General features: G+C 63.4%; 23 protein-coding genes. 13 read left to right on the top strand and 10 right to left on the bottom strand.

Features of this window, described 5'->3' with window-relative positions; translation table 11 throughout:
- The first annotated feature begins 7 nt into the window (after window positions 1-7).
- The 4 genes from hemB to V8V93_RS09320 all read left to right on the top strand — a co-directional run bounded on the left by hemB (window position 8) and on the right by V8V93_RS09320 (window position 3,257).
- Complete coding sequence (gene hemB / locus V8V93_RS09335; protein ID WP_338670070.1) at window positions 8-988, top strand: porphobilinogen synthase; 981 nt, start codon at window positions 8-10, stop codon at window positions 986-988.
- A 1-nt stretch (window position 989) separates the two neighbouring features.
- Entirely contained in the window at window positions 990-2,189 is a 1,200-nt protein-coding gene (gene ahbD, locus V8V93_RS09330; RefSeq protein WP_338670069.1) for a heme b synthase, read from the top strand.
- Between the two features lie 276 nt (window positions 2,190-2,465).
- Complete coding sequence (locus tag V8V93_RS09325) at window positions 2,466-2,915, top strand: AsnC family transcriptional regulator (protein ID WP_338670068.1); 450 nt, start codon at window positions 2,466-2,468, stop codon at window positions 2,913-2,915.
- A gap of 15 nt (window positions 2,916-2,930) precedes the next feature.
- On the top strand, window positions 2,931-3,257 hold the full coding sequence (locus V8V93_RS09320) for a hypothetical protein (protein ID WP_338670067.1): 327 nt from the start codon (window positions 2,931-2,933) through the stop codon (window positions 3,255-3,257).
- Between the two features lie 13 nt (window positions 3,258-3,270).
- On the opposite strand, the gene V8V93_RS09315 is transcribed toward V8V93_RS09320, so the two are convergent.
- Window positions 3,271-4,092: a substrate-binding periplasmic protein gene (locus tag V8V93_RS09315; protein WP_338670066.1), complete on the bottom strand. Its 822-nt coding sequence runs from the start codon at window positions 4,090-4,092 to the stop codon at window positions 3,271-3,273.
- 140 nt (window positions 4,093-4,232) lie between these two features.
- Between V8V93_RS09315 and rpe the strand changes: the two genes are divergently transcribed.
- From rpe to V8V93_RS09300, 3 genes are read left to right on the top strand one after another with little or no spacing between them, the layout of a single operon-like run.
- On the top strand, window positions 4,233-4,883 hold the full coding sequence (rpe, locus tag V8V93_RS09310) for a ribulose-phosphate 3-epimerase (RefSeq protein ID WP_338670065.1): 651 nt from the start codon (window positions 4,233-4,235) through the stop codon (window positions 4,881-4,883).
- 54 nt (window positions 4,884-4,937) lie between these two features.
- Window positions 4,938-6,872, top strand: coding sequence for an ATP-binding cassette domain-containing protein (locus V8V93_RS09305; RefSeq protein ID WP_338670064.1), 1,935 nt, complete (start codon window positions 4,938-4,940; stop codon window positions 6,870-6,872).
- Window positions 6,873-6,874: 2 nt separating this feature from the next.
- Entirely contained in the window at window positions 6,875-7,372 is a 498-nt protein-coding gene (locus V8V93_RS09300) for a GNAT family N-acetyltransferase (RefSeq protein WP_338670063.1), read from the top strand.
- A 75-nt stretch (window positions 7,373-7,447) separates the two neighbouring features.
- Here the strand turns inward: V8V93_RS09300 and V8V93_RS09295 are convergent, their stop codons facing one another.
- The 9 genes from V8V93_RS09295 to V8V93_RS09255 all read right to left on the bottom strand — a co-directional run bounded on the left by V8V93_RS09295 (window position 7,448) and on the right by V8V93_RS09255 (window position 18,549).
- Window positions 7,448-7,876, bottom strand: coding sequence for a response regulator (locus tag V8V93_RS09295; protein WP_338670062.1), 429 nt, complete (start codon window positions 7,874-7,876; stop codon window positions 7,448-7,450).
- 32 nt (window positions 7,877-7,908) lie between these two features.
- Complete coding sequence (locus V8V93_RS09290; protein ID WP_338670061.1) at window positions 7,909-8,559, bottom strand: sensor histidine kinase; 651 nt, start codon at window positions 8,557-8,559, stop codon at window positions 7,909-7,911.
- Between the two features lie 16 nt (window positions 8,560-8,575).
- On the bottom strand, window positions 8,576-8,926 hold the full coding sequence (locus V8V93_RS09285; protein ID WP_338670060.1) for a response regulator: 351 nt from the start codon (window positions 8,924-8,926) through the stop codon (window positions 8,576-8,578).
- Window position 8,927: 1 nt separating this feature from the next.
- Window positions 8,928-10,676: a sensor histidine kinase gene (locus tag V8V93_RS09280; protein WP_338670059.1), complete on the bottom strand. Its 1,749-nt coding sequence runs from the start codon at window positions 10,674-10,676 to the stop codon at window positions 8,928-8,930.
- Window positions 10,677-10,697: 21 nt separating this feature from the next.
- Window positions 10,698-11,915, bottom strand: a complete 1,218-nt coding sequence (locus V8V93_RS09275) for a response regulator (protein ID WP_338670058.1) — start codon at window positions 11,913-11,915, stop codon at window positions 10,698-10,700.
- A 20-nt stretch (window positions 11,916-11,935) separates the two neighbouring features.
- A complete protein-coding gene (locus V8V93_RS09270; RefSeq protein WP_338670057.1) occupies window positions 11,936-14,062 on the bottom strand; it encodes a SulP family inorganic anion transporter in 2,127 nt (708 codons plus the stop codon).
- A 17-nt stretch (window positions 14,063-14,079) separates the two neighbouring features.
- On the bottom strand, window positions 14,080-14,661 hold the full coding sequence (locus tag V8V93_RS09265; RefSeq protein WP_338670056.1) for a TetR/AcrR family transcriptional regulator: 582 nt from the start codon (window positions 14,659-14,661) through the stop codon (window positions 14,080-14,082).
- A 376-nt stretch (window positions 14,662-15,037) separates the two neighbouring features.
- Complete coding sequence (locus tag V8V93_RS09260) at window positions 15,038-18,058, bottom strand: proline dehydrogenase family protein (protein WP_338670055.1); 3,021 nt, start codon at window positions 18,056-18,058, stop codon at window positions 15,038-15,040.
- 17 nt (window positions 18,059-18,075) lie between these two features.
- The gene (locus V8V93_RS09255; RefSeq protein ID WP_338670054.1) at window positions 18,076-18,549 is read right to left on the bottom strand and encodes an Lrp/AsnC family transcriptional regulator; all 474 of its coding nucleotides are present in this window, start codon (window positions 18,547-18,549) and stop codon (window positions 18,076-18,078) included.
- Between the two features lie 162 nt (window positions 18,550-18,711).
- On the opposite strand from V8V93_RS09255, the gene V8V93_RS09250 reads away from it, so the two are divergent.
- The 6 genes from V8V93_RS09250 (at window position 18,712) to V8V93_RS09225 (ending at window position 23,617) form a co-directional block, all read left to right on the top strand.
- Entirely contained in the window at window positions 18,712-19,854 is a 1,143-nt protein-coding gene (locus tag V8V93_RS09250) for an ABC transporter permease (RefSeq protein ID WP_338670053.1), read from the top strand.
- 9 nt (window positions 19,855-19,863) lie between these two features.
- Entirely contained in the window at window positions 19,864-20,667 is an 804-nt protein-coding gene (locus V8V93_RS09245; RefSeq protein ID WP_338670052.1) for an ABC transporter ATP-binding protein, read from the top strand.
- A 3-nt stretch (window positions 20,668-20,670) separates the two neighbouring features.
- The gene (locus V8V93_RS09240) at window positions 20,671-21,822 is read left to right on the top strand and encodes an MlaD family protein (RefSeq protein ID WP_338670051.1); all 1,152 of its coding nucleotides are present in this window, start codon (window positions 20,671-20,673) and stop codon (window positions 21,820-21,822) included.
- Window positions 21,823-21,834: 12 nt separating this feature from the next.
- Complete coding sequence (locus V8V93_RS09235; protein ID WP_338670050.1) at window positions 21,835-22,452, top strand: ABC-type transport auxiliary lipoprotein family protein; 618 nt, start codon at window positions 21,835-21,837, stop codon at window positions 22,450-22,452.
- Complete coding sequence (yjgA, locus tag V8V93_RS09230; RefSeq protein WP_338670049.1) at window positions 22,452-22,979, top strand: ribosome biogenesis factor YjgA; 528 nt, start codon at window positions 22,452-22,454, stop codon at window positions 22,977-22,979. Before V8V93_RS09235 ends, yjgA begins: the two co-directional genes overlap by 1 nt.
- Window positions 22,980-23,347: 368 nt before the next feature.
- Complete coding sequence (locus V8V93_RS09225; protein ID WP_338670048.1) at window positions 23,348-23,617, top strand: hypothetical protein; 270 nt, start codon at window positions 23,348-23,350, stop codon at window positions 23,615-23,617.
- Window positions 23,618-23,744: the final 127 nt, after the last annotated feature.

The raw sequence follows: 23,744 nt of genomic DNA, 5'->3' as shown, positions 1-23,744 counted from the left end.
CGGAAATATGATACCCACGGATTTCTATCGCGGACGCAGGCTGCGGACCTCCCCGGCCATGCGCGAACTGGTGCGCGAGAACCAGGTTACGGCCAACGACCTGGTCATGCTCTATTTCGTGATCGACACCGACGACGAAAATTTCAAGAAGGAAATCCCGTCCATGCCCGGCCAGTTCCAGCTCTCCCTCAAGCAGTTGGAGATCAAGGTGGCCGAGGCCGTGAACAACGGGCTCAAGGCTCTGATGCTCTTCGGCATCCCCAAGACCAAGGACGAACTCGGCTCCGGGGCCTACGACGACAACGGCATCATCCAAAAGGCCACGCGCATGCTCAAGGCGCACTGGCCCGAACTGATCATCCTGGCCGACACCTGCCTGTGCGAGTACACCTCCCACGGCCACTGCGGCGTGGTCAAAAACCAATACGTCCAGAACGATCCCACCTTGAACCTGCTGGCCCGGACCGCCGTGTCACAGGCCAGGGCCGGGGCCGACATCATCGCCCCGTCCGACATGATGGACGGCCGCGTGGCCGCCATCCGCGCCGCCCTGGACGAGGAAGGCTTCATCAACGTCCCGATCATGTCCTACGCGGTCAAGTACGCCTCCTCCTTCTACGGCCCGTTCCGCGAGGCCGCCGAGGGCGCGCCCAAGTTCGGCGACCGCAAGACCTACCAGATGGACCCGCCCAACGTGCGCGAGGCCATGCGCGAGGCTGCCGCCGACCTGGAGGAAGGCGCGGACATGCTCATGGTCAAGCCCGGCCAGCCCTACCTGGACATCGTCCGGCTGGTCCGCGACAATTTCGACACCCCGGTGGCCGTCTACCAGGTCAGCGGGGAATACGCCATGATCAAGGCCGCGGCCCTGAACGGCTGGGTCGACGAACAATCCATCGTCATGGAATCCCTGGTCGGTTTCAAGCGCGCGGGCGCGGACCTGATCCTGTCCTACTTCACCGAAGACGTACTCAAGGTATTGAAATAACATGAGCGAACACCCCAAAGGCCATCCCGGCTCCATGACCGGCTGTCCGCCCGAAGGTCATCCCGGCGGGCACCCCGGCGGGCATCCCCACGGCAAGATGCACCCCGGCGCGGAACACGCGCCCAAAAAGTTTCTCGACGACGGCGTCACCCCCATCTGCCGGCTCATCGCCTGGGAAGTGACCCGGTCCTGCAACCTGGCCTGCAAGCACTGCCGGGCCGAGGCACACCCCGAACCCTACGAGGGCGAGCTGTCCACCGAAGAGGCCAAGGCGCTCATCGACACCTTCCCGGACGTGGGCTCCCCGATCATCATCTTCACCGGCGGCGAGCCCATGATGCGCCACGACGTCTACGAGCTGATAGCCTACGCCAAGGGCAAGGGCATGCGCTGCGTCATGGCCCCCAACGGCACGCTGATCACCCCGGAGACCGCCCAAAAGATGAAGGACGCGGGCATCGAACGTTGCTCCATCTCCATCGACGCGCCCGAGGCCGCCCAGCACGACGAGTTCCGCGGCGAGGTCGGGGCCTTCGACGCTTCCATGCGCGGCATCCAGTACTTGAAGGACGTGGGTATCGAGTTCCAGATCAACACCACGGTGACCAAGAACAACCTCCACCTCTTCAAGGACATCTTCAATCTCTGCGAAAAGATCGGCGCGTCCGCCTGGCACATCTTCCTGCTCGTGCCCACGGGCCGGGCCGTGGAGCTCGGGGCCGAAGTCATCACCGCCGAGGAATACGAAGACGTGCTCAACTGGTTCTACGATTTCCGCAAGACCACCAGCATGCAGCTCAAGGCCACCTGTGCGCCCCACTACCACCGCATCCTGCGCCAGCGTGCCAAGGAAGAGGGCGTACCGGTCAACTTCGAGAACTTCGGACTGGACGCGGTTTCGCGCGGCTGCCTCGGCGGTATCGGGTTCTGCTTCATCTCGCACCGGGGCCAGGTACAGCCGTGCGGCTACCTGGAACTGGACTGCGGCAACGTCCGCGACATCCCCTTCCCGGAGATCTGGAAGAACTCCCAGCAGTTCCTCAACCTGCGAAACCCCGAAGCCTACGACGGCAAATGCGGCCACTGCGAATACGAAAAGGTCTGCGGCGGCTGCCGCGCCCGAGCCCAGACTATGAACGGACACTATCTCAAGGAAGAGCCTTTGTGCTCCTACACCCCGAAGAAAAAGCCGAAGGCATAGCCTCCAGTGGCCGGGGAAGGGAGGAAACCCCTTTGAAAAGGGTTCTTCCCTCCCTTCCCCGGACCCCATCCTTCCCTTTTCCTAAACTTTTTGTGCCGCTTCGCGGAGGGCGGGATGGGACGTCAGGTCTGACCGCTTGACCTGAAACCGTTTTTTGAAAGAGAATCGACCGCGACCGGACGCACCCGCCGAAGGCGCGATAAAAAGTTTTGAAAGGGAGTCCAGAGGGAAAACTTTTTCAAAAGTTTTCCCTCTGGCCGCCGGAGGCATCCCCCCATGGACAATTACGACAAGCAGATACTCGACATCATCCAGTCCCATTTCCCGCTCGCTTCGCGTCCTTACGAGGAGGTCGGCAGGCAGGTGGGTTTGACCGAGGCCGAGGTGCTTGAGCGGGTGCGGGCCATGAAGGCGTCCGGCCTGATCCGGCGCATGGGCGCGAATTTCAACTCCAACACGCTGGGCTGGCAGTCCACCCTGTGCGCGGCCAGTGTTCCCGAGGACAAGCTCGACGCATTCGTGGCCGAGGTGAACAAGCACGACGGGGTGACCCACAACTACCTGCGCGAGAACGAGTTCAACGTCTGGTTCGCGCTCATCGCCCCGGACATGGACGCGGTGGAAGAAATTCTCGCTTCCATCACCGAAGCCACGGGCATCAAGGTGCTCAACCTTCCGGCGGACAAGCTGTTCAAGATCAAGGTCGACTTCAAGATGGACAAATAGGGGGATGGAAAAATCATGCCCAAGTTGTTCAAGATCCTGTTGCTCGGGCTGGCCGCCGGCATCCTGAACGCCATTCCCATGGCCTTCCTGTCGACCGACTGGCAGCCCGTGGTGGCCACCCTGCTCTACTGGCTGGGTCTGAGCATCGTCATCGCCTACGCGCGCATGCCGCTGGAGAGTTGGGCCACGGGCATGCTCATCGCGGTGCTGACCTCCCTGCCCCTGGGCATCCTGCTCCATCCGGGCAGTGCCTTGGGTGTGCTCCAGGTTCTCGGCATCGCCCTGGTCCTCGGCGGGCTGCTCGGCTTCACCGCTGAACGGCTGGTCCAGGACCAGCCCTGACCGGGCTCCGGCCTCACTCAGCTTTCTTCTCTTCGACGCCGGGCGCGGGCCTGCCGAAATACGCTTCCCGCATCCGGCTGTACGGATTGATCCCCGACGAATCCGGCTCCTTGAACCGATCCAGGACCGACTGGAGCCGATGGATCAAGCCGTCGTCCGTGCTCTTGTTGAACCCGAAATAGACGGCCAACGGGGCGAAATGGAAAATGGTGGAATAGTCGTCCGCATTCATCCCTTCCCCGTCCATCAGCTCTTTCGCCGCCATGTCCGCCTGGATGATCACGTCCACCCGTTTTTCGCGGAGCATCCTGAGCAGGGCGGGGATACCGCTGAGCATGACCAGGTTGGGCCCGATCTCGGGCAGGTCGCGGACGAGGACGCGGTAGGGAGCCGTGTTGCGGACCATGCCCACGCGGTACTTGAGCAGGTCCTCCAGCCGATCGACGACGATCCCGGAGTCCTTGCGGGCGATGACCCCGACGGGCAACAGATCCAGCGGCCCCACCCACTTGTAGCGGTCGGCCCGCTCGGGCAGCTTGGTCAGGACGAGCAAGGCGGCTTGGGGAACGACTTCAACGTGGTGCACGGCGCGCGCCCAGGTCATGACCGAAACGTCCGACGCCTCGAAGTGTTCGCCGGATGCGCGCATCAACTGCTCCATCAAGGCCACGGCGAACCCGGTGGGCGGTCCGTCTTCGTGCAGCACGGCGTAAGGGGGCAGCGCGTCCACATAAAACCGGATATTGTCGGCCCGGACCGACCCGGCCGTCACCAACCCCAAAAAACTCCAAAAAAGTAGGGGCAGGAGGACATATTTGACCTTGTGAAAACCCATGGGGGTATCCATACCGCGCTTCATGCGCTCACAAAATGATAATCTTCGGCGCTCCACGGCCGCGAGGCTCGAAAGGCTTGCGGTCCCCCCCGCGAGCGGGTACACCTGTGCCAGCAAAAACATCAAGCGGAGCGACGCGAATGATTCTTTCCCCCTCCATGCTTTCCTCGGACTTCGCCAACATGGAAGCCGAGCTGAAGGCCCTGGAAGCCGCGGGCCTCGACTGGGTCCACCTGGACGTCATGGACGGCATGTTCGTGCCCAATATCACCTTCGGGCCGCCGATCATCAAGGCCATGCGCGCCAAGTCCAAGCTTTTCTTCGACTGCCACCTGATGATCGACGATCCGGGCCGGTACATCGAAGCCTTCGCCGACGCCGGAGCCGATCTGATCTGCGTCCACGCCGAGGCGTGCACGCACCTGGAGCGGGTCTGCGCCCAGATCGCCGAAACCGGAGCCAAGCCCGCCGTGGCGCTGAACCCGCACACCCCGCCCGAGGCCATCCGCTATCTCCTGCCGCAGTTGTACATGGTCCTGGTCATGTCCGTGAATCCGGGTTTCGGCGGCCAGAAGTTCATCCCCTTCTGCCTGGACAAGGTCCGCGATCTCAAGTCCATGATCGAGGCGGCCGGGGCCGACACGCTGATCCAGATCGACGGCGGCGTGACCCTGGACAACGCGCGCGAACTGACCGGAGCGGGCGTGGATGTGCTCGTGTCCGGTTCGGCATTCTTCAAGTATCCGCCCTACGGCGAACGGTACAAGGCGTTTCAGGACGCCTGCAGGTAAACGCAAACACGCATCAACGGGGCTGTCCGCAGCCCCTTTTCTTTGAGCAACGCCATGGCCCTGGTCAGTTTACGAGACATATCCATCAATTTCACCGGCACGGTGCTGCTGGACAAGGTGTCCATGCAGATCGAGCCGGGCGAGCGCGTCTGCCTGCTCGGCCGCAACGGCGAAGGCAAGTCCACCCTGCTGTCCATCATCGAGGGCGTGACCCCGCCGGACACCGGGGCCGTGGACTACCAGCGCGGCTGCCGCGTGGCCATGCTCCCCCAGGAGGTCCCCCAGGCCCTGGAGGGCACGGTCTACGACATCACGGCCAAGGGGCTGGGCGAGGTCGGCGAGCACCTGGCCGCCTACCACGACGCCGCCCGCGCCCTGGCGGAATCCCCGGAGCCGGGGCAGGACCTGGTGAACCGGCTGGAGCACGCCCAGCATGCCCTGGAGGATGCCGGAGGCTGGCCGCACCACCAGACCATCGAGACCGTGCTGTCGCACCTCAAACTCGACGGCGACGACCTGTTTGCCTCCCTTTCCGGCGGGACCAAGCGCCGCGTGCTCCTGGCCCGCGCCCTGGTCTCCGGCCCGGACCTGCTTATCCTGGACGAACCCACCAACCACCTGGACATCGACTCCATTTCCTGGCTCGAAGACTTTCTCCTGCGCCAGAGCGCGGCCCTGCTCTTCGTCACCCACGACCGCGCCTTCCTGCGCCGTCTGGCCACGCGCATCGTGGAGCTGGACCGGGGGCGGCTGACCAGTTGGGAGTGCGGCTACGAGACCTATCTCGAACGCAAGGACGAGGCCCTGTCCGCCGAGGCCAAGCAGAACCACAACTTCGACCGCAAGCTGGCCGAGGAGGAGACCTGGATCAGGCAGGGCATCAAGGCCCGGCGCACCCGGAACATGGGCCGCGTGCGGGACTTGCGGAAGATGCGCGAGGAGCGCAACGCCCGGCGGGAACGCGTGGGCTCGGTCAAGATGGTCATCCAGGAGGCGGAGCGCACGGGCAAGCTGGTCATCGAGGCCAAGGACCTCTGCTTCGGGTATGGCGACAGGCCGCTCATTGCAGACTTCTCGACGACCATCATGCGCGGGGACAAGGTCGGGCTCATCGGGCCCAACGGCGCAGGCAAGACAACCCTGCTCAAGATTCTGCTCGGCGAGATCGAGCCGCAGGCCGGGAGCGTACGCCACGGGGTCAACCTGCAAATCAACTATTTCGACCAGTTGCGTCTCCAACTCGATGAGACCCGCTCGGCCCGCCACAACGTGGCCGAGGGCAACGACTTCGTGGACATCAACGGCCACCGCCGGCACGTCATGTCCCACCTCAAGGACTTCCTGTTCACCCCGGACAGGGCCAAGGTCCCGGTCAGCGTGCTGTCCGGCGGGGAGCGCAACCGGCTGCTTCTGGCCAAGCTGTTCACCCGCCCGTCCAACGTCCTGGTCATGGACGAACCGACCAACGACCTGGACGCCGAGACCCTGGATCTCCTGGAAGAACTGCTCATGGACTACCCCGGCACCCTGCTGCTGGTCAGCCACGACCGCGACTTCCTGAACAACGTGGTCACCTCGTCCATCGCCTTCGAGGGCAACGGCCGGGTGGCCGAGTACGTGGGCGGCTACGACGACTGGCTCCGGCAGCGGCCCTCTGCCGCCCCGGCCCCGGCCAAGGCGTGCAAGCCCAAGCCCGAACCCGAGCCGGACAGGGCGGCCCCGGCCAGGAAGAAGCTGAGCTACAAGGAAAAATTCGAACTCGAAAAAAAGCGCGAGGAGCTCAGGAAGATGCCCGCCCGCATCGAGGGGCTGGAAAGCGAACTCGGGGCCTTGCAGGAACGCATGGCTTCTGCTGATTATTACAAGAATTCCGGCGAGATAATGGCGGACGATCAAAAGCGGCTGGAAACCCTTGAGTCCGATCTTGAAATCGCCTATGAGACCTGGGAAGAACTCGAAACCGCCCTTGAGGGCGTGGAGCTGGATTGATCATGAAAGCCCTGACCATACGCCACGCGGACATGGACGACCTGCCCGCCTGCCATACCATCGAGGTCAACTGTTTCCCGCCCGCCGAGGCGGCCTGGGCGAGCAGCCTGCGCAACCGCATCGAGCTCTACCCCGAGGGATTCCTGGTGGCCGAATTGGACGGGAAGGTGGTCGCCCAGGTGAACTCGGGCGCAACCGACAAGGACGACATCACGGACGAGGAATTCAAGCAGCTCATCGGGCACGACCCGGAGGGCCGCAACCTGGTCATCTTCTCCCTGTCCGTGCACCCGGACTACCAGAAACGCGGCATTGCCGGAAAGCTGCTGACCAACTTCATCGAGCACGCCGGGGACATGGGCAAATCCGCCATCAAGCTGTTGTGCAAGGAGCCGGTCCTGCCCTTCTACGCCCGCTTCGGCTTCACTGACGACGGCCTGTCCTCGTCCACCCACGGTGGCGCCGCCTGGCACGCCATGACCCTGCACCTGCAGGACTGAGCGAGCCGAAAACAAGAAACAAAAAGGCTGCCGGAACGATCCCGGCAGCCTTTTTTCGTCAAGGGCGAAAAGGGGTTACCACCCCTTTGATTTGAGGATGTCGTTGACCTTCTTTTCGGTCTTCTTTTCCACGATGACCATCTTCTTGGCCTGGGCCTTCTTGATCTTGTCGGTCAGCGCGTCGATGTCCGCGGGCTTCTCCATGAAGTCCATGGCGCCGAGCTTCATGGCCTGAATGCCCGCTTCCAGGGTGGCCTGGCCGGTGAGCAGGATGACCTGCATGTCCGGGTTGGTCTTCCGGATGATCTTGAGCATGTCGATGCCGTTCATGTCCGGCATCTGCAGGTCCAGCACGATGGCGTCGAAATCGCCCGAATTGATCGCGCTGACCGCCGCATTGGCGTTCTCGGCCGTGGTCACATCCATGCCCCGGATCTCCATCCGTTCGGACAGGGCCTCGAGGAATTCCACTTCATCATCGATAAGCAGTACTTTTTCTGCCATTTTCTCTTCTCCGATCTGGTATGAATGTTGTCTTACGCGGGAGCGCCCTTGTCCGCAAGCAGCAACTGGCTGGTCCCGGTCTTTTCGTCCACCTCGACGCGGGCGTTCATGGCCCGGGCCAGTTCGGCGAACGGTTCGTCATTCTTCAGCGGGGCATCCTTTCCGGGCACGGAAAGGGAGAACGATGCGCCGCCGCCATCCGGGGATACGCTAACGGCCAGCGTGTCGCCCGGTTGCATGGAATCGAAGGCCGCCGCTATTGAGGAGTGCAGCAGCCGCGTCAGATCAAAGGGGCACGCGACCATGGACACGGGCTCGCACTCGCCCACGGTCAGCCTGATCTGCCGCATGTCGGCAAAACGGGCGGTCAGGTCCGCCGCAAGCCTGAGGGCCTCGACCAGATCCACCTCGCGGACGTCCTCGTCGGTGGAATGCGCGAACGCATTCATGTTCTTGACGATGGCGTCGCCGCGCCGGATCTGGCCCTGGATGGAATTGGCCGCGCTCTTGAGCCGATCGGGCTGAAGGGGCACTCCCCGCTCGGCCATGAGCGTGAAGTCCTCGATCAGACCGGCCGCCTCGTTGATCACGGCGAACACGTTCTTGATCTCGTGGGAAACGGATGCGCTGATGCGCCCGAAGAATCGCAGCCCCTCGCGGGTCTCGCACTGGGTCCGGCTCATGGCATCTCCTTTGTTGTTACGCCGCCACCTTGCGGATCAGGGCGACGAGGTCCTCAAGCTGTATGGGCTTGATCAGGTAGTTGCAGCCCGCAGCGCAGCCCGCCTTGAAATCCGCTTCCGAGCCGTGGCCGGACAGGAAGATGAACTTCATGTCCGGATGCTTTTCCGCCAGCCGCTCCATGAGTTCCAGGCCGCTCAACCTGGGCATCTTCATGTCCAGGACGGCCACGTCGTACGCGGTCTTGTCGGCCATGGCCAGGGCCGATTCGCCATTGTCCGTCCAGTCCGCGTCCACGTCCCGGAATCCGAGGCGCTCGGCCATGGCGGAAACCAGTTCCACTTCATCGTCTACCAACAGTACTTTCATATTATGCCTTGTCCGTCTTGTCTTCGGGCTTGGTCCCCTTGAGGGGCATGATTATGGTGAAGGTCGTTCCCGTGCCCACCTCGCTCTCCACGGCCATGGATCCGCCCAATTCCTGGACCAGTCCGTAGGTGATGGACAGGCCCAGACCGGTGCCGCCGGTCTTTTTCTTGGTGGAGAAGAACGGGTCGAAGATGCGCTTGATGTCCGCTTCCGGAATGCCGCAGCCGTCGTCCTCCACAGTGAAGACCAACTGGTCGCAGGCCGTCTCCCGAGCCGTGATGGACAGGTGCCCCCCGTCGTTCATGGCCTGGAAGGCGTTGTTCACCAGGTTGAGGAATATCTGCTGCAGCTTACCCCGGTCCGAGATGAACGGGGGGAGCTTCTCCGGGATGTCCATGTCGATGGTGATGGACCGGTACTCGGCCTCCTTGCGCAGGAAGTCGATGACCTCGTTGGCCAGGTCCTTGAATTCGATCTCGTCCATCTCCACGTCTATGTGCCGGGCGAAACTGAGGAGCCGCTTGGTGATCTTGCCGCAGCGGGTGACCGAATTGATGATGGAGTCGATGTTCCCCAGCAGCCGCTCGTCGTTGGCGTACTCCTGCTTGTAGACGAACAGGTCGCGGATCAGCCCGGCCTTCTCGTTGATGATCGCCAGGGGATTGTTGATCTCGTGGGCCACGCCCGCCGCCAGCCGCCCGATGGAGGCCATGCGGTTGGTGTGCTCCATGCGATGCAGGGTCCGCGCCCTGGTCTGGTCCGCGATGTAGACCTTGTTGACCAGGTAGGTGGCCACGCCCACGATGACCAGCAGGATGACGACGATGCTGGTGATCAGGATCCAGAGCAGCTCCATGCGGATGGTCTGCAGCGGCATCATCAGCTCGCGGGTGCGCTTGACCACGAGCACGATGAACGGGGTGTCGTGGATGTAGGCGTAGCCCACGGTGTACTCCACGCCGTCCCGGCCCCGGACCTGTTCCACGCGGGTCGTGTCGGAATAGCCTGGGATGGCCAGATCCACCCGGGTCAGCAGGGAGCCGTGCTCCTTGGACGGGGTCTGGATGACGCCGTCGCGGTCGACCACGAAGGCGTCGCCGCCGCCGGGCAGGTCGAGTTGGGTCAGGATGGAGTTGAACTGGTCCGTGTCCAGGGTGGCCCGGAGGATGTAGTCTTCACCGCTCCGGCTGTCGCGCACCTTGCGCGAGACCACCAGGTGCGGCTCGTCGCGGAAGCCGAGGAAGACCCGGCTGATGTAGGTGCCGTGGGCCATGGTCGTGGCGAACCCCTCCTGGCCGCTGTAGTCGCGGCCGAGCAGGTCGTACGGGCCGATGTAGGCGATCTGCCGCCCCCGGTCGTCGATCACGCCGATGTCCACGAACCCGCCGAAGCTCTGTTGCAGGGAGGCCAGCACCTTGGCCAGGTTCCCGTTGTTGCGCAGGGCCGCGATGCCCTGGTCGTGGACCAGGAACTCCAGGGCCTTGGTCCGCTCATCCAGGAAGTAGGCCACCGAACGCCTCGTGTTGGAGGTCGTCCTGGCCGTGCGCAGGAGGTTCTCGGATTCGAGGGAATGCCGGGTGACGTTGTAGTCGATGAAGGCCATGACCATCAGGGGGATGAGCGCCACCAGCACCAGCAGGATAATGGCGAAACGCCAGATGCGGCGGTAGTTGAACAGGCTCTTGCCTGCCCCCGCGTCGCTGTCCGTATCCCAGAATTGCGGTCGTATCTTCTCGAGCAATGATGCCATGACGCCACCCGGCTCCCGGAGTTACTTTTCGGCCCTGATCTTTTCGTTGGCGGCCTTGAGCGTCTCGCTCAGGACGTCGATGTCCACGGGCTTGTGCAGGTAGGCGAACGCGCCGAGTTCCATGCACACCTCGCGGTCCGCCTCCGAACCGTGGCCGGTCAGGATGATGACCTCGATGTTCGGGTGCTCGTTCTTGACGCGGCGCAGGACCTCGATGCCGTCGATGCCGGGCATCTTCAGGTCGAGGATCATGACCTCGGGCTCGTCGTCCCTGACCAGGTTCAGGGCGGACTCCCCATCATAAACCACGGCAGAGCCCATGTCACGCATCATCAGCCTTTCGGACAGGGTCTGGACGAATTCGCGTTCGTCGTCCACCAGCAGGACCTTGGAGGGCACGGCGAAGTCCATCTTGCGGTAGATGTCGGTCTGGTGGAACCCCTTGCCCACCTGAGCCTCCACGGCCATGACGCCCTCCACCCCGGAGACGATGGACTTCAGCTCGCGCTCCAGCTTGTCCAGCAGGAGGACGTGCTTGTTGATGGTCAGGATGACCGTGCCCTTGCGGGCCGAGACCTGGACGCTGTGGCCCTCCTTGGCGAGCACGGTCTCCACCCTGGCGGCCAGGAGGAAGTCCTGCACCTGGGCGCGGGTCTTGTCCGTGACCGCGACCGCGGTGTTGCCGAGCTGCTCGACGATGAGGTCCGCCGAGCGCTCCACGCCGGTGGAGGCAACGGGCAGGACCAGGTCGTAGAGGGTGCCGGACCACGGGTCGTCCTCGTCGCGCAGAGCCTTGACCCAGGCGGCGCGGTCCTCGTCGTCCTTGCGGATGAGCTTCATGGCGTGCTTCTCGGCGAAGCCCTCCTCACGCTCGGCCACGGCCACGCGCGCCTTGCGGTCGGAGATGAGGCAGACCTTGAGGACGTGGCCGACGGACGGATCGGGCAACTGGGAGGCGAAACCGGGGATGACCAGGTTGTCGTCCTTGACCAGCCGCTCGGCCACGGCCAGGCGCATCCAGGCGATGGCCTGCTCCTTCTCGTGGCTGAAGCTGTTGAAGACCGAGGCCTTGGCCTGGAAGGCGCGGGCAATGCGGTCCTCGGCCATGCCCGACAGGTGCGAGGCGTCGGCCACGATCTCCTGGTCGGTTACCAGTCTACAGTCCGTGGCGTCGAGCACGCGCTTGACCACCACGCCGGCTTCGCAAAACAGTCCGTTGAAAACGGTGATGACAGACATATTGACTCCCTTTTCGCGCCTTAGGCCAGGCGGCAAACGGTGGTGAGGGGACAGCTCTCTTCCTCGCCATTGCGGTGGGCACTCGCGTGCGTGGCGCAGATGGCGTTCTCCATGGTCGCGTAGACGTGGTCCTTGCCGACCTTCTCCAGCAGGTGGGTGCGTTCGAGCACGGCCATGACCGCCTCGTTCACGCCGCACAGGGAGATGTCCAGGCCGCGGGAGCGGACCCGGTCGACGATGAGTGACAGGGCCTCCTCGCCCGAGGCGTCCATGTCGTTGATGCCGTTGGCCACGATGATGATGTGCCGGAGCTTGTCGTTGCCCATCAGCCGCTCGGTGATCTGGTCCTCCAGGAAGCTGGCGTTGGCGAAGAAGAGCGGGCCGTCGAAGCGGACCAGAGAGATGTGCTTGCACTCACGCAGGCCGAAGGCGGTGGCGTCGCGCAGGGACTCGTCCTCGGTGCGGGACAGGTTGGCCACGCGCGGGCGCATGGACTTGTACAGGAACACGAGCAGCGACAGGACCACGCCGACCATGATGCCCTTGTCCAGGTGCGGCGCGAACGCCAGGGTGCAGACGAAGGACAGGATGGAGATGGCCCCGTCATACCACTGGGCCTTCCAGGCGTGGATGAAGCCCGAGGCGTTGATCAGCCCGATGACGGCCATCATGATGACCGCGGCCAGCACGGCCTGGGGCAGGTGGTAGAGCAGCGGGGTGAAGAAGAGCAGCGCGATGACGACCATGAGCGAGGTGAACACGCTGGACATGCCGCTGACCGCGCCCGCCTGCAGGTTGACCGCCGAGCGCGAGAACGAGCCCGAGGCCGGGTAGCTCTTGCCGCAGGCGCCGAGCATGTTGGCCAACCCCTGGCCGATGAGCTCCTGGTTGGGGTCCAGCCGCTGGCCGGTCTTGGCGGCCATGGCCTTGGCGATGGAGATGGCCTCCATGAAGCCGAGCAGGGAGATGATCGCCGCGAACGGGATGAGGTGCAGCATGACCTTGAGGTCCAGGGACGGCATGGTGATGGACGGGATGCCCGAGGGCACGGTGCCGACCACGGCCCCGCCGCCCATCATCTTCAGGGAGGCGGCGTCGAGCTTGGTGTTGCCGACCTTGATGCGCCAGGTGCGGCCGTCGGCGGTCATGCCCTCCGGGACCGCACCCCGCTCGAAAAAGAGCAGGCCGCCGCCGGGCTGTTCCACGCCGGAAAGCAGGGTCTCGCGGAGTTCGGTGCGCAGCACGTGGGCCTTTTCCTTGAGGGCGGCCATCTTGACGCCGATGACGTTCTGGCCGTGCTGGATGTCCAGGACGGCCAGGGGATCGCCGCCCGCCTTGGCCTCCTCCAGACCCTTGGCCAGGGCGGTACGCTCCAGGGCCAATGCGTCCATGGCGTCCACGGTGGCGTTGAAACCGGCGATGGCCTCATGTACGGCCGGAACGCGAATGGCCTCCGCCGGGGCCTGGGTGTCGTGGTTGAAGCCCAGCCCCCAGGACAGGGCCGTGGTCACGACGACGGCCACCAGCACGTTGGGGATCTTGGGGTTGATCCGCTTGAGGCCGACCATGATGCCGAAGGCCAGCACGCCCATGCCCAGGGTGGGCCAGTGGGTATAGTGGATGGCCGACTCGACCACACGCATGATGGTCTCGTAGTGATGCTTGGCGCCGTCGACATACACGCCGAACATCTTGGAAAACTGGGACGAGGCGATGATGATGGCCGCGGCGTTGGTAAAGCCGTTGACCACGGGGTGGGACAGAAAATTGACCACCAGGCCGAGCTTGAGCACGCCGAGCAGGAACTGGAACATGCCGACCATCAGTGCCAGCAGGATGGCGTAGGCGATGTAGCCCTCGCTGCCCGCCGTGGCCAGCGGCTCAAGCGAGGCGGCGGTCATCAGCGAGACCACGGCCACGGGGCCGGTGGCCAACTGGCGGCTGGAACCGAACAGGGCGGCCACCAGGGGCGGCAGGAACGACGCATACAGGCCGTAGTAGGCGGGCATGCCCGCCAACTGCGCATAGGCCATGGACTGTGGAATGAGCACGAGGGCAACGGTCAGCCCCGCAATGGCGTCGGCACGCAGCGCCGCCATGTTGTACCCCTTGAACCAACCGATAAAGGGAAATATTCGTGAAAGCATGCAGCCTCTTCCTTGCATTACGCCTGCAGCATCCGGCGACACGCCCGCATCAACTCGTTGAACAGCGCGCCCGCATCGTACAGGTTGTAGTTTTTGAACCGAACCAGACCATCAGCCATCGTGAACAGAATGAGCGCCGATTTCCTGGGAAGGATCTCCTGGCTGATGGAACCGTCCTCCAGGCCCGCCACGATGGCCTTCTCGAAGATGTCCACGAGGCAATTGTAGATATCCTCGAGGTTCCCCCTGAACTCCGGATTGGACTCGGAGAACTGGTAGAGAAAGTGGCGGTGCAGCAAAAGGAACTTGTCCTCCATCAGGCCTGCCAGATAGAGATAGAATGAGATGACCTCCTCCGTCATCTCGAGACCGGACTTGAACGGCCTGTTCTCGAAGAACCGCTCGAACTGGTCGACTATCTCGTCCCTGGTTTTCTCCAGGATCGCCAGCAACAGACCCTCTTTGGTCTTGAAGTGGTAGAATATCGTCCCCTCGGCCACCCCGGTGAGGCGGGCAAGTTCCTGCCCGGACGTGTCCGCAAACCCCTTGTGCGCGAACATGAACGTGGCGACCTTGAGGATGGATTCCTTCTTCTTCATGCCTTGATCCTTTTTTCCCAAGCGAACCGAGTGTTCACTCAGTTTTTTCCCTCATACTGAGTAACATCCTACTATGTCAAAAAAATCGGGAAAACTGAGTATGCACTCAGTTTCACAATCGAGGCTCGCAAAATGATTGAAAAAGTCGAAAGCACGAATTCGACGACCCAATAAAAAATAAAAAAAAGTTGTCCTGCCTCCTCCTGTTTTACGCTTCCGCCGCCCGTTTTCCCTCCATGCGACGCGAAAAAGCCCCATCCCTTTCGGCCCTTCACCCGAAGCAGGCATAAAAATTCAGGAGGGATGTGGGGATGTGGGTAAAAAAAGTCCCGCCAGGCGCACCCGGCGGGACTTCTTATTGTTCGGCAATGCCAGCCTAGCTCAACCAGTCGTCGCCCTCCTCGATGGGGGCGAAGCCTCGACGCATGGTGTTTTCGCAGACGATGCGCGGGTCCATGAACTGGAGCAGGTAGTCCGGGCCGCCGGACTTGGAGCCCACACCGGACATCTTGAATCCGCCGAAGGCGTGGCGTTCGACCAGCGCGCCGGTGGAGTACTTGTTCAGGTACAGGTTGCCCACGCGGAACTCCCTGTAGGCCCGCTCCAGGTTGTGCGGGCTGCGGGAGTAGATGGCGCCGGTCAGGGCGAACCGGGTGGAATTGGCGATGTCCAGGGCCTCGTCCATGTCCTGGGCACGCATGACCGCGAGCACGGGGCCGAAGACCTCCTCCTGGGCGATGCGGTGTTCCTTGGTGATGTTCTCCACGATGGTCAGGGGCACGTAGCAGCCGCCGGTGGCCTTGAGGTCGTCGGACACGTTGCGCTTGACCAGCACCCTGCCCTCCTCCTCGGCGATCTTGACGTAACGCAGGACGTTCTCCTGGGCGGCCTTGTCCACCACCGGCCCCATGTAGTTGGCCGGGTTCTCGGACGGGCCGAGCTTGATGGACTTGGCGGCCTGGGTCAGGCGGCCGACAAAGCGGTCGTAGATGGCGTCCAGGACGATGACCCGCGAGCAGGCCGAGCACTTCTGGCCCTGGAACCCGAAGGCGGAATAGAGCACGCCGAGCACGGCCTCGTCCAGGTCGGCGTCGTCGTCGATGATGGTCGCGTTCTTGCCGCCCATCTCGGCGATGACCCGCTTGCACTGCTCCTGGCCGGGCTGGGCCACGGCCGCGCGCTGCTGGATGCGCAGGCCCACTTCCATGGAGCCGGTGAAGGCGATGACGGCCACGTCCGGGTGGTCCACCAGGTGGTCGCCCATGACCGAACCGCGTCCGGGGCAGTAGTTGAACACGCCGTCGGGCAGTCCGGCGGCCTTCCACATGTCCACCAGGGCCCGGCCCACGCAGGAAGAGGACCCGGCGGGCTTGTAGACCACGGGGTTGCCGCAGACGATGGCCGCGGAGACCATGCCCACGGAGATGGCCATGGGGAAGTTCCAGGGGGCGATGACCGCGGCCACGCCCTTGCCCTGGTAGAAGAGATGGCTCATCTCGCCGGGGGCCCGGCCCATGCGGCGCGGCTTGCCCAGGCGGATCATCTCGCGGGCGTAGTATTCGAGGAAGTCGATGGCCTCGCCCACGTCGGCCTGGGCCTGATCCCACTGCTTGCCCACTTCGAGGACCTGGAGAGCGGCCATGTCGTGGACGTTGGCCTTGAGGTGTGCGGCGGCCCTGAGCAGGACCTGCGCGCGCTCCTCCGGGGCCACGTCGCGCCAGGAGAAGTAGGCCGTGCGGGCGGCCTCCACGGCGCTGTCCACCTCGGCCACGCCCGCCTGGCACACGGAGCCGATGATCTCGTCCGGGTTGGCCGGGTTGTAGGAGTCCAGGGTGTCGTCCGTGGTCACGTCCCGGCCGTTGATGTACAGCGGGACCTGCTTGCCCATGTCGGCGCGCAGCCTGGCGATGGATGCCGGGAAGGCCTCGCGCTCGGCCGGGATGGTGAAGTCCGAGGGCGGGAAGTTCCTGAACCGGGGCAGTACGTCCTGTTCCTCGGACTCGGTCTTGCACTTGCCCTCCAACTGGCGGCGCAGGGTCTCCTCCGGGTTCTCCAGGAGCCGGTCCATGTCCGCCTCGTCGGCGAAGGTCTGCTTGAGGAAGGACTCGTTGGCCGTGTTTTCGAGCAGGCGGCGGACCAGATAGGCCATGCCGGGCAACAGATCGCCGTAGGGGCAGTAGAGACGCACGCGCTTGGCCACGTTCTTGAGGCCCTTGCGCACGGGCTCGGCCATGCCGTAGAGGACCTGGAACTCGTAGCGGTCCTCGGGCACCTTCAGCTCGGCCGCGTTCTCCATGACCGCCGAGATGGTCCGGATGTTGTGCGAGGCGCAGGCGAAATGGCATATATCGTGGTTTTCGAGGATGTAGCGGGCCACGCGCTCGTGGGCCATGTCGGACTCCGGCTTGTGGGTCCAGACCGGCACGGGCCAGTCGTTCTGCTTGGCCAGCACGGTTTCGTAGTCCCAGTAGGCGCCCTTGACCAGCCGGATGGAGATGGGGAGATTCACTTCACGGGCCCAATCGATGAGCTGGCGGACGTCCTCGTCCACGGTCTTGAGGTAGGCCTGGAAGACGATGCCCAGGTGCGGATAGTCCGGGTACTTGAGGCGCAGCCGCTTGTACAGCTCCACCGTGGCCTCCTTGTACTTGAGCTGCTCCATGTCGATGCACATGAAGCCACCCATCTCCATGACCTTCCTGTAGACCGGCTCGATGCTGTGGACCATGCCGTCCACGGTACCCTCCATGTCCACGGGCTTGGACTGGGAGTAGAAGGCCGAGGGCTTGACCGCCACGTTGACCTTGGGGGCGTTGCCCCAGTCCAGCTCGCCCTCGCCGCCGCCCAGCGGCTTCCACTTGTCCAATTCCTTATGGATGGCGTCCAGGACCTCCAGGTAGCCGTCGCGGTAGGCGGCGGACTCCTCTTCGGACACGGTGGCCTCGCCGAGCAGGTCGAGGACGAAGGCGAAGCCGTCCTTGCGCAGCTTCTTGATGCCCTTGACCGCCTCCTTGGCCTCCTGGCCGATGATGAACTGGCGGGCCATGGACTCGATGTTGGAGCGGATGGTCTTGTTCAGGACCTTGGCCACCAGGCCGCCGCCGAACTTGGTCTTGGTCGCCCCCCACTTGAGCACGTCCGGAATGTTGGAATCCTCGCCCGCGAAATATTCTTCGATATGGCGGGAAAGCGACTCCGACGTACTGAGGTACGGAAGAACATCAACGAATCTGAACATTTGGACCTTGAAATCTTCGTTTTTCATGGCCCAGTCCATGACTTTTCCGGTCCACCAGCCTTTGTTGAAAACCGAAGGAGATTCGCCGGAAATGGACGTAAAAAACTCCCTGCCCCGAGTGATGATGCTCGGGTCCAGGGAGGTCGGTGTAGCGGACATTGTTGACTCCTTGTGTTCTAGTCTTTTTCGTGGGGTAGCGGTATGACCCGTGACTCCTTGACCGTGGTCAGGACAATGGTCGAATTGGTGTCCCTGACCGGCCCGATGGTGCCGAACTTCGCCAGCGTCGCTTGCAAGGCCTCGGTGTCTTCCACCCGGACCTTGACCAGGTACGAATCCCGCCCTGCGGTATAATGAACTTCCAGAACCTCCGGGAATTCCGCCAGCTTCTGGCCGACCTCGGTGGCGCCCACGCCCTCTTCCACGCGGATGGAAGTGAAGGCCGTCAGTCCCCGGCCCAGGGCTTTGTGGTTGACAATACATTCATAGCCCTTGATGATACTGCTCTTCTTCAGCTTGCGCACGCGTTCGAGCACGGCCGAAGGAGCCTTGCCGACCTTCCGGGCTATTTCGGCATTGGAAACCTTTCCGTCTTCCTGAAGGATGTTCAGGATTTCCAAATCCAGTTTGTCAATTTTTCTGTTATTCATGAAATAAGGGAATAATATTCTTTTCACCCTGTGTCAAGTGCCTTGCCCGACCGCGGACTCTCCTCCCGCACATACGACTTTTCTTTTCCCGCCGCCTCGGATATTCTGACAATTCGATATGTTCGGGCATAAGGCCCCATTTCCGACAAGGGACGACAGCACATGACCAAGAACAACCGCAGCCTGACCGACGCGCGGGTCTCCATTTCGAACCGGGGCGACGGCCTGGTCATGGCCCTGTCCGGCCGCCTGGACGCGGCGGGCACCGCCTCGGTATGGGACGACGCCGTCAAGGGTGCGTCCTCGTCCCCCTTCGCCCGGCTGACCGCCGACTGCGGGGGGGTGACCTACATGGACGGCGCGGGCGTGGCCCTGCTGCTCAAGCTCAAGGCGCTGAGCGCCGAGCACAGTGCCGCCATGGACCTCGCCAACCTTCGCGAGGAGGACAGCCGGCTGGTCGCCCTGACCTGGGACAACGTCCGGCCCGGCTGGCTCGCCGGCGAACGGGAACGGCGCGGCCTGGCCGAGTCCGTGGGCGCTGCGGGCGGCGAGGTCTGGCGGAATATCCGCGAGATGGTCGCCTTCGTGGGCGAATCCACCGTGCTGCTCGCCCAGGTCGCCATCCATCCGCGCCGGGTGCGCTGGAAGGACGTCGTCCTGGCCTGCATCAACGTGGGCGTGGAATCCATGTTCATCATCGTGCTCATCGGCTTTCTCATGGGCCTGATCATGTCCTTCCAGTCGGCCATCAGCCTGCAGCGGTTCGGCGGCGAGATCTTCGTGCCCAACATGCTCGGCCTGGTCATGTTCCGCGAGATGGGCCCGCTGGTCACCTCCATCCTCCTGGCCGCCCGGTCCGGCTCGGCCTTCGCCGCCGAGATCGGGACCATGAAGATCAACGAGGAGCTGGACGCCCTGACCACCATGGGGCTGTCGCCCATGCGCTTCCTGGTCGTCCCCAAGCTGCTGGCGACCATGTGCATGGTCCCGCTGATGACCATGTTCTTCAACATGGCCAGCCTGGTGGGCGGCGCCCTGGTCATGCTCTCCATGGGCTACCCCCTGGTGACCTTCACCTCGCGCGTCTTCGCCAACGTCGGCGCGACCGACTTCTGGGGCGGCATGGCCAAGGGGCTGGTCTTCAGCTTCCTGGTGGCGGGCGTGGGCTGCCTGCGCGGCATGCAGACCCGGTCCGGGGCCAGCGCGGTGGGGCTTTCCACCACCAGCGCCGTGGTTTCGGGCATTATCCTCATCGCCTTCGCCGACGGCATCTTCGCCGTGGCGTACTATTATTTGGGATTATAGGCGGACGTCATGGCGGACACCACCCCGGTCATCAGCGTGCGCAACCTGACCTGCGGCTACGGCGACGTCGTCATCGTGAACGACGTGACCTTCGACATCCGCCGGGGCGAGGTCTTCGTCATCCTCGGCGGCTCAGGCTGCGGCAAGTCCACCCTGCTCAAGAACATGATCGGTCTGATCGAGCCCATGGCCGGCCAGGTCTTCTACGGCGACGACGAACTGACCGCCGCCTCGGGGGCCGCGCGCCAGACGATCATCCGCAGGTTCGGGGTCATGTACCAGATGGGCGCGCTCTTCGGGTCCATGTCCGTGCTCCAGAACGTCATGCTCCCGCTCGAGGAGTTCACCGACCTGCCTGCGGAGGCCATCGAGCTGATCGCCAAATCCAAGCTGGCCATGGTGGACATGGAAAGCGCGGCCTGCAAGATGCCCGCGGCCCTGTCCGGCGGCATGAAGAAGCGGGCGGCCATTGCCCGGGCCATGGCGCTGGACCCCGGCATCCTCTTCCTGGACGAGCCGGGCGCCGGGCTGGACCCCATCTCCAGCGCGGTCCTGGACGAATTGATCCTGGACCTCTCCAAGAACCTGGGCATCACCTTCGTCATCGTCACCCATGAATTGGAAAGCATTTACAAAATTGCGGATCGGGTTATCATGCTCGACAAGGAAGTCAAATCCATCGTGGCCGAAGGCGACCCGCGCGTGCTGCGGGACACCTCGGACAACCCGTCCGTCAGGCGATTCTTTCTCCGGCAACCCGACATCCACGCCCCCGGCCTTGAAACGGACGGGCAACCGGCAGCCCAAGGATAGGCAATGGTACGCAAAAAAGACTACTTCAAGCTGGGCCTGTACATCATCCTCGGCACGGGCATGCTCCTGGCCGTGGTCATCATCCTCGGGGCCGGACGCTTCTTCCAGACCACCTACCCCCTGGAGACCTATTTCGACGAGTCGGTCAACGGCCTGTCCGTGGGCTCACCGGTGAAGCTGCGCGGCGTCCAGGTGGGCCGCGTGGCCGAGATCAACTTCGTGTCCAACATATATCCCCAGGCCAACGCGGACGAGGCCCGCTACGTCTACGTCCGCTGCGAGATCAACCCGGACCTGTTCGAAAACCTGACCGCCAAGGACTTCGTCACCTACGTGGCCCGCGACGCCGAACGCGGCATGCGCATCCGGCCCACCTCCCTGGGCTTGACCGGCCAGCTCTTCCTGAACACGGTCTACCAGGACCCCAAGAGCAACCCGCCCCTGCCCATCGACTGGACCCCGGAGAACGCGTACATCCCGTCCGTGCCCTCCACCCTGAGCCGGGTCGAGGAGGCCGTGACGACCATCAGCAAGACCCTGAGCAGCCTGAAGCAGGAAGACCTGGAATCCATCATCAAGGACGTCAAGTCCATCGTCGGCACCATCGACCACTTCATGAAGACCGAGGGCGGCAAAGAGGCGGGCAACCGCGTGCTCGACATCCTCCAGTCCACCAAGGGCATCCTGGCCCGCACCGACAAGCTGCTCGCCGACCCGGCGGCCGAGACCATCATCCCGCAGACGGCCTCCATCCTGGCCAACGTCGACCGCATCACCGCGAAATCCGCCGACAACATCATCGCCGCCGCGGCCGAGACCAGGGCGGCCATCGCCAGCTTCAAGCAGGCCTCCCAGGTCCTGAGCAAGACCCTGACCGACCCGCGCATGGACAAGGCCATGGCCGAGATCGCCCCCACCCTGGAAAACATCTCCAAGGCCTCGGCCGACCTGGCCAACGCCGTCACCAAGGTCCACACCCTGGTCAACCGCCTCAACGGCGTGGCCGCCTCTCAGGAGGCCAATGTCCGGTCCATCATCGAGGACACCAGGCAGGTCATGCAGAACGTCAAGGAACTCACGGACGAGGCCAAGCGGTACCCGTCCGGCGTGATCTTCGGCACCCCGCCGAACAAACCCAACCCCAACGGCAAGTAAGCGGTGCACGCCATGAAACGATACCACCTTCTCTTCGCCCTCCTGGTCACGGCCCTGGCCGCTTCGGCCTGCGTCAAGCTGGGCGCCAAGCCCCTGGAAAAACGCTACTACCAGATTTCCCCGGTGCGTACCGCGCAAAAGGCCGCCGCGCCCAGGGACATCATCCTCATGGTCCGGCGGCTGTCCGTCTCGGACCTCTACAACTCCCGCGAACTGGTCTACCGGGAAGCCGGAGAGCGCATCGATTCCGATTTCTACAACATGTTCTTCGTCACCCCGTCCGGCATGCTGACCACGGAACTGCGCCGCTGGCTGCGTGAATCCGGCCGGTTCGGGCACGTCATCGAACCGGGCAGCATGGTCGTGCCGACCCTGACCCTGGAAGGCACGGTCAACGCCCTGTACGGCGATTACTCCGGCGACCGACCCGCCGCCGTGGTCGAGATGCAGTTCTTCGTGGTGGACGAATCCACCGCGGACAACGTCATCCTCTTCTCCGGCTCCTATGCCGAACGCGTACCCGCGGCCGACGCCGCCCCCGAAACCCTGATCAAGGCCATGACCCAAGGCGTGGAACGCATCTACGCCTCCCTTGAAACCGACCTGGCCGCCGCGCCGCTCAAAGACTGATGGCAAAAAAGAAACCGACCTATCACCCGTCCGAATTCGACGAGATCGACGACCGCCCGAGCCGCTCCCAGCTCAAGCGCGACATGACCGCCCTGCAACAGCTCGGGGCCGACCTGGCCGCGCTCGGCGACAAGGTGGTCAAGGAAGCGGACCTGCCCCCCGATGTGGAAGAGGCCCTGCTGCTCATCAAGACCATAACCAAGCACGAGGCCAGACGACGCCACATGCAGTACGTGGGCAAGCTCATGCGGACCTTCGACACCACCCACGCCCGCGAACTGGTCGAGTCCGCCCAACTCGGCCACGCGGTCAGGACCAAGGCCTTCCGGCACGTCGAAGACCTCCGCGACCGGCTGGTCGACGGCGACGACGACCTGCTGCAAGAGCTGTTCGACGCCCATCCCGGCGAAGGCCAGCGCCTGCGCCAACTGACCCTCGGCGCGCGCCGCGAAAAAGCCAACGGCAAGCCTCCCAAAGATACCCGCGCCCTCTTCCGCCTCCTCCGCGATCTGGAGGGCGGAGAGTAGGCCCCCTTCCCCCGGACCCCCATCCCCCTTTCCTTCCTAAACTTTTTGGTGCCGCTTCGCGGGGTGGCAGTTCTTTTTTTGACTTTTCTCCATCAAGTTACCTAGCTCCCAAATTCCTCTGCGAAGAAAGCGTTCTCCCCTCAACCCAGCGCACGCGCGCATGCGCCTACAAAAAGTTTGGGAGGGAGAGAGGGTCGGAGGTCAGGGAAGGAGAGAGGGGACCTTTTCTCAAAAGGTCCCCTCTCCCCTTCCCTGGCCGTCGGAGACAAAAAAAACCAACCCCGGCCTTGACGGACGGGGTTGGGGGATTATCTTGTCTTTATCGAATCAATGACGGCCGAAGCGCCGTACCCAAGGAGATGATATAGATGGTTATCCACGAATACGCCGGCATCGTCACGGAACTGCCCGACAGAGACTGTCCGCATTGCGGCAAAAGACTGGACGCATGGCTGGCGCCGCCCGAGACCGGCTGGGGAATCATCCTCATATGCAACAACAACAGTTGCCCGCACTACCTCGGCTCCGAAACGGACATCCTGCACAAGCGCGACGACTCCCACCTGGGCTGCCGTTACGCCGAAAATCCCGACAACGGCTTCAAGCCGGTCAATGTCCTCGCCGTCTGCCCCCACTAGGGGAGATTTCATAGAACACCGTGAAAAGGGTCCTGCGCAAGTGGGGCCCTTTTCACGTTCAGGGGCCTTGAGCGCCAATGCACTCCATCCGAATAAGTGATGGCGAATTCCATTCCCTTCACAGGTG

It is taken from the genome of Pseudodesulfovibrio sp. 5S69 (assembly GCF_037094465.1).
Lineage (GTDB): Bacteria > Desulfobacterota > Desulfovibrionia > Desulfovibrionales > Desulfovibrionaceae > Pseudodesulfovibrio > Pseudodesulfovibrio methanolicus.
Note: the sequence above shows the minus strand (reverse complement) of the source record. Positions and strands in the feature narration are given on the sequence as shown.

Coding starts and splice junctions, on each gene's coding strand:
- hemB (WP_338670070.1), top strand. CDS start 8: ATGATACCCACGGATTTCTATCGCGGACGCAGGCTGCGGACCTCCCCG.
- ahbD (WP_338670069.1), top strand. CDS start 990: ATGAGCGAACACCCCAAAGGCCATCCCGGCTCCATGACCGGCTGTCCG.
- V8V93_RS09325 (WP_338670068.1), top strand. CDS start 2,466: ATGGACAATTACGACAAGCAGATACTCGACATCATCCAGTCCCATTTC.
- V8V93_RS09320 (WP_338670067.1), top strand. CDS start 2,931: ATGCCCAAGTTGTTCAAGATCCTGTTGCTCGGGCTGGCCGCCGGCATC.
- V8V93_RS09315 (WP_338670066.1), bottom strand. CDS start 4,092: ATGGGTTTTCACAAGGTCAAATATGTCCTCCTGCCCCTACTTTTTTGG.
- rpe (WP_338670065.1), top strand. CDS start 4,233: ATGATTCTTTCCCCCTCCATGCTTTCCTCGGACTTCGCCAACATGGAA.
- V8V93_RS09305 (WP_338670064.1), top strand. CDS start 4,938: ATGGCCCTGGTCAGTTTACGAGACATATCCATCAATTTCACCGGCACG.
- V8V93_RS09300 (WP_338670063.1), top strand. CDS start 6,875: ATGAAAGCCCTGACCATACGCCACGCGGACATGGACGACCTGCCCGCC.
- V8V93_RS09295 (WP_338670062.1), bottom strand. CDS start 7,876: ATGGCAGAAAAAGTACTGCTTATCGATGATGAAGTGGAATTCCTCGAG.
- V8V93_RS09290 (WP_338670061.1), bottom strand. CDS start 8,559: ATGAGCCGGACCCAGTGCGAGACCCGCGAGGGGCTGCGATTCTTCGGG.
- V8V93_RS09285 (WP_338670060.1), bottom strand. CDS start 8,926: ATGAAAGTACTGTTGGTAGACGATGAAGTGGAACTGGTTTCCGCCATG.
- V8V93_RS09280 (WP_338670059.1), bottom strand. CDS start 10,676: ATGGCATCATTGCTCGAGAAGATACGACCGCAATTCTGGGATACGGAC.
- V8V93_RS09275 (WP_338670058.1), bottom strand. CDS start 11,915: ATGTCTGTCATCACCGTTTTCAACGGACTGTTTTGCGAAGCCGGCGTG.
- V8V93_RS09270 (WP_338670057.1), bottom strand. CDS start 14,062: ATGCTTTCACGAATATTTCCCTTTATCGGTTGGTTCAAGGGGTACAAC.
- V8V93_RS09265 (WP_338670056.1), bottom strand. CDS start 14,661: ATGAAGAAGAAGGAATCCATCCTCAAGGTCGCCACGTTCATGTTCGCG.
- V8V93_RS09260 (WP_338670055.1), bottom strand. CDS start 18,058: ATGTCCGCTACACCGACCTCCCTGGACCCGAGCATCATCACTCGGGGC.
- V8V93_RS09255 (WP_338670054.1), bottom strand. CDS start 18,549: ATGAATAACAGAAAAATTGACAAACTGGATTTGGAAATCCTGAACATC.
- V8V93_RS09250 (WP_338670053.1), top strand. CDS start 18,712: ATGACCAAGAACAACCGCAGCCTGACCGACGCGCGGGTCTCCATTTCG.
- V8V93_RS09245 (WP_338670052.1), top strand. CDS start 19,864: ATGGCGGACACCACCCCGGTCATCAGCGTGCGCAACCTGACCTGCGGC.
- V8V93_RS09240 (WP_338670051.1), top strand. CDS start 20,671: ATGGTACGCAAAAAAGACTACTTCAAGCTGGGCCTGTACATCATCCTC.
- V8V93_RS09235 (WP_338670050.1), top strand. CDS start 21,835: ATGAAACGATACCACCTTCTCTTCGCCCTCCTGGTCACGGCCCTGGCC.
- yjgA (WP_338670049.1), top strand. CDS start 22,452: ATGGCAAAAAAGAAACCGACCTATCACCCGTCCGAATTCGACGAGATC.
- V8V93_RS09225 (WP_338670048.1), top strand. CDS start 23,348: ATGGTTATCCACGAATACGCCGGCATCGTCACGGAACTGCCCGACAGA.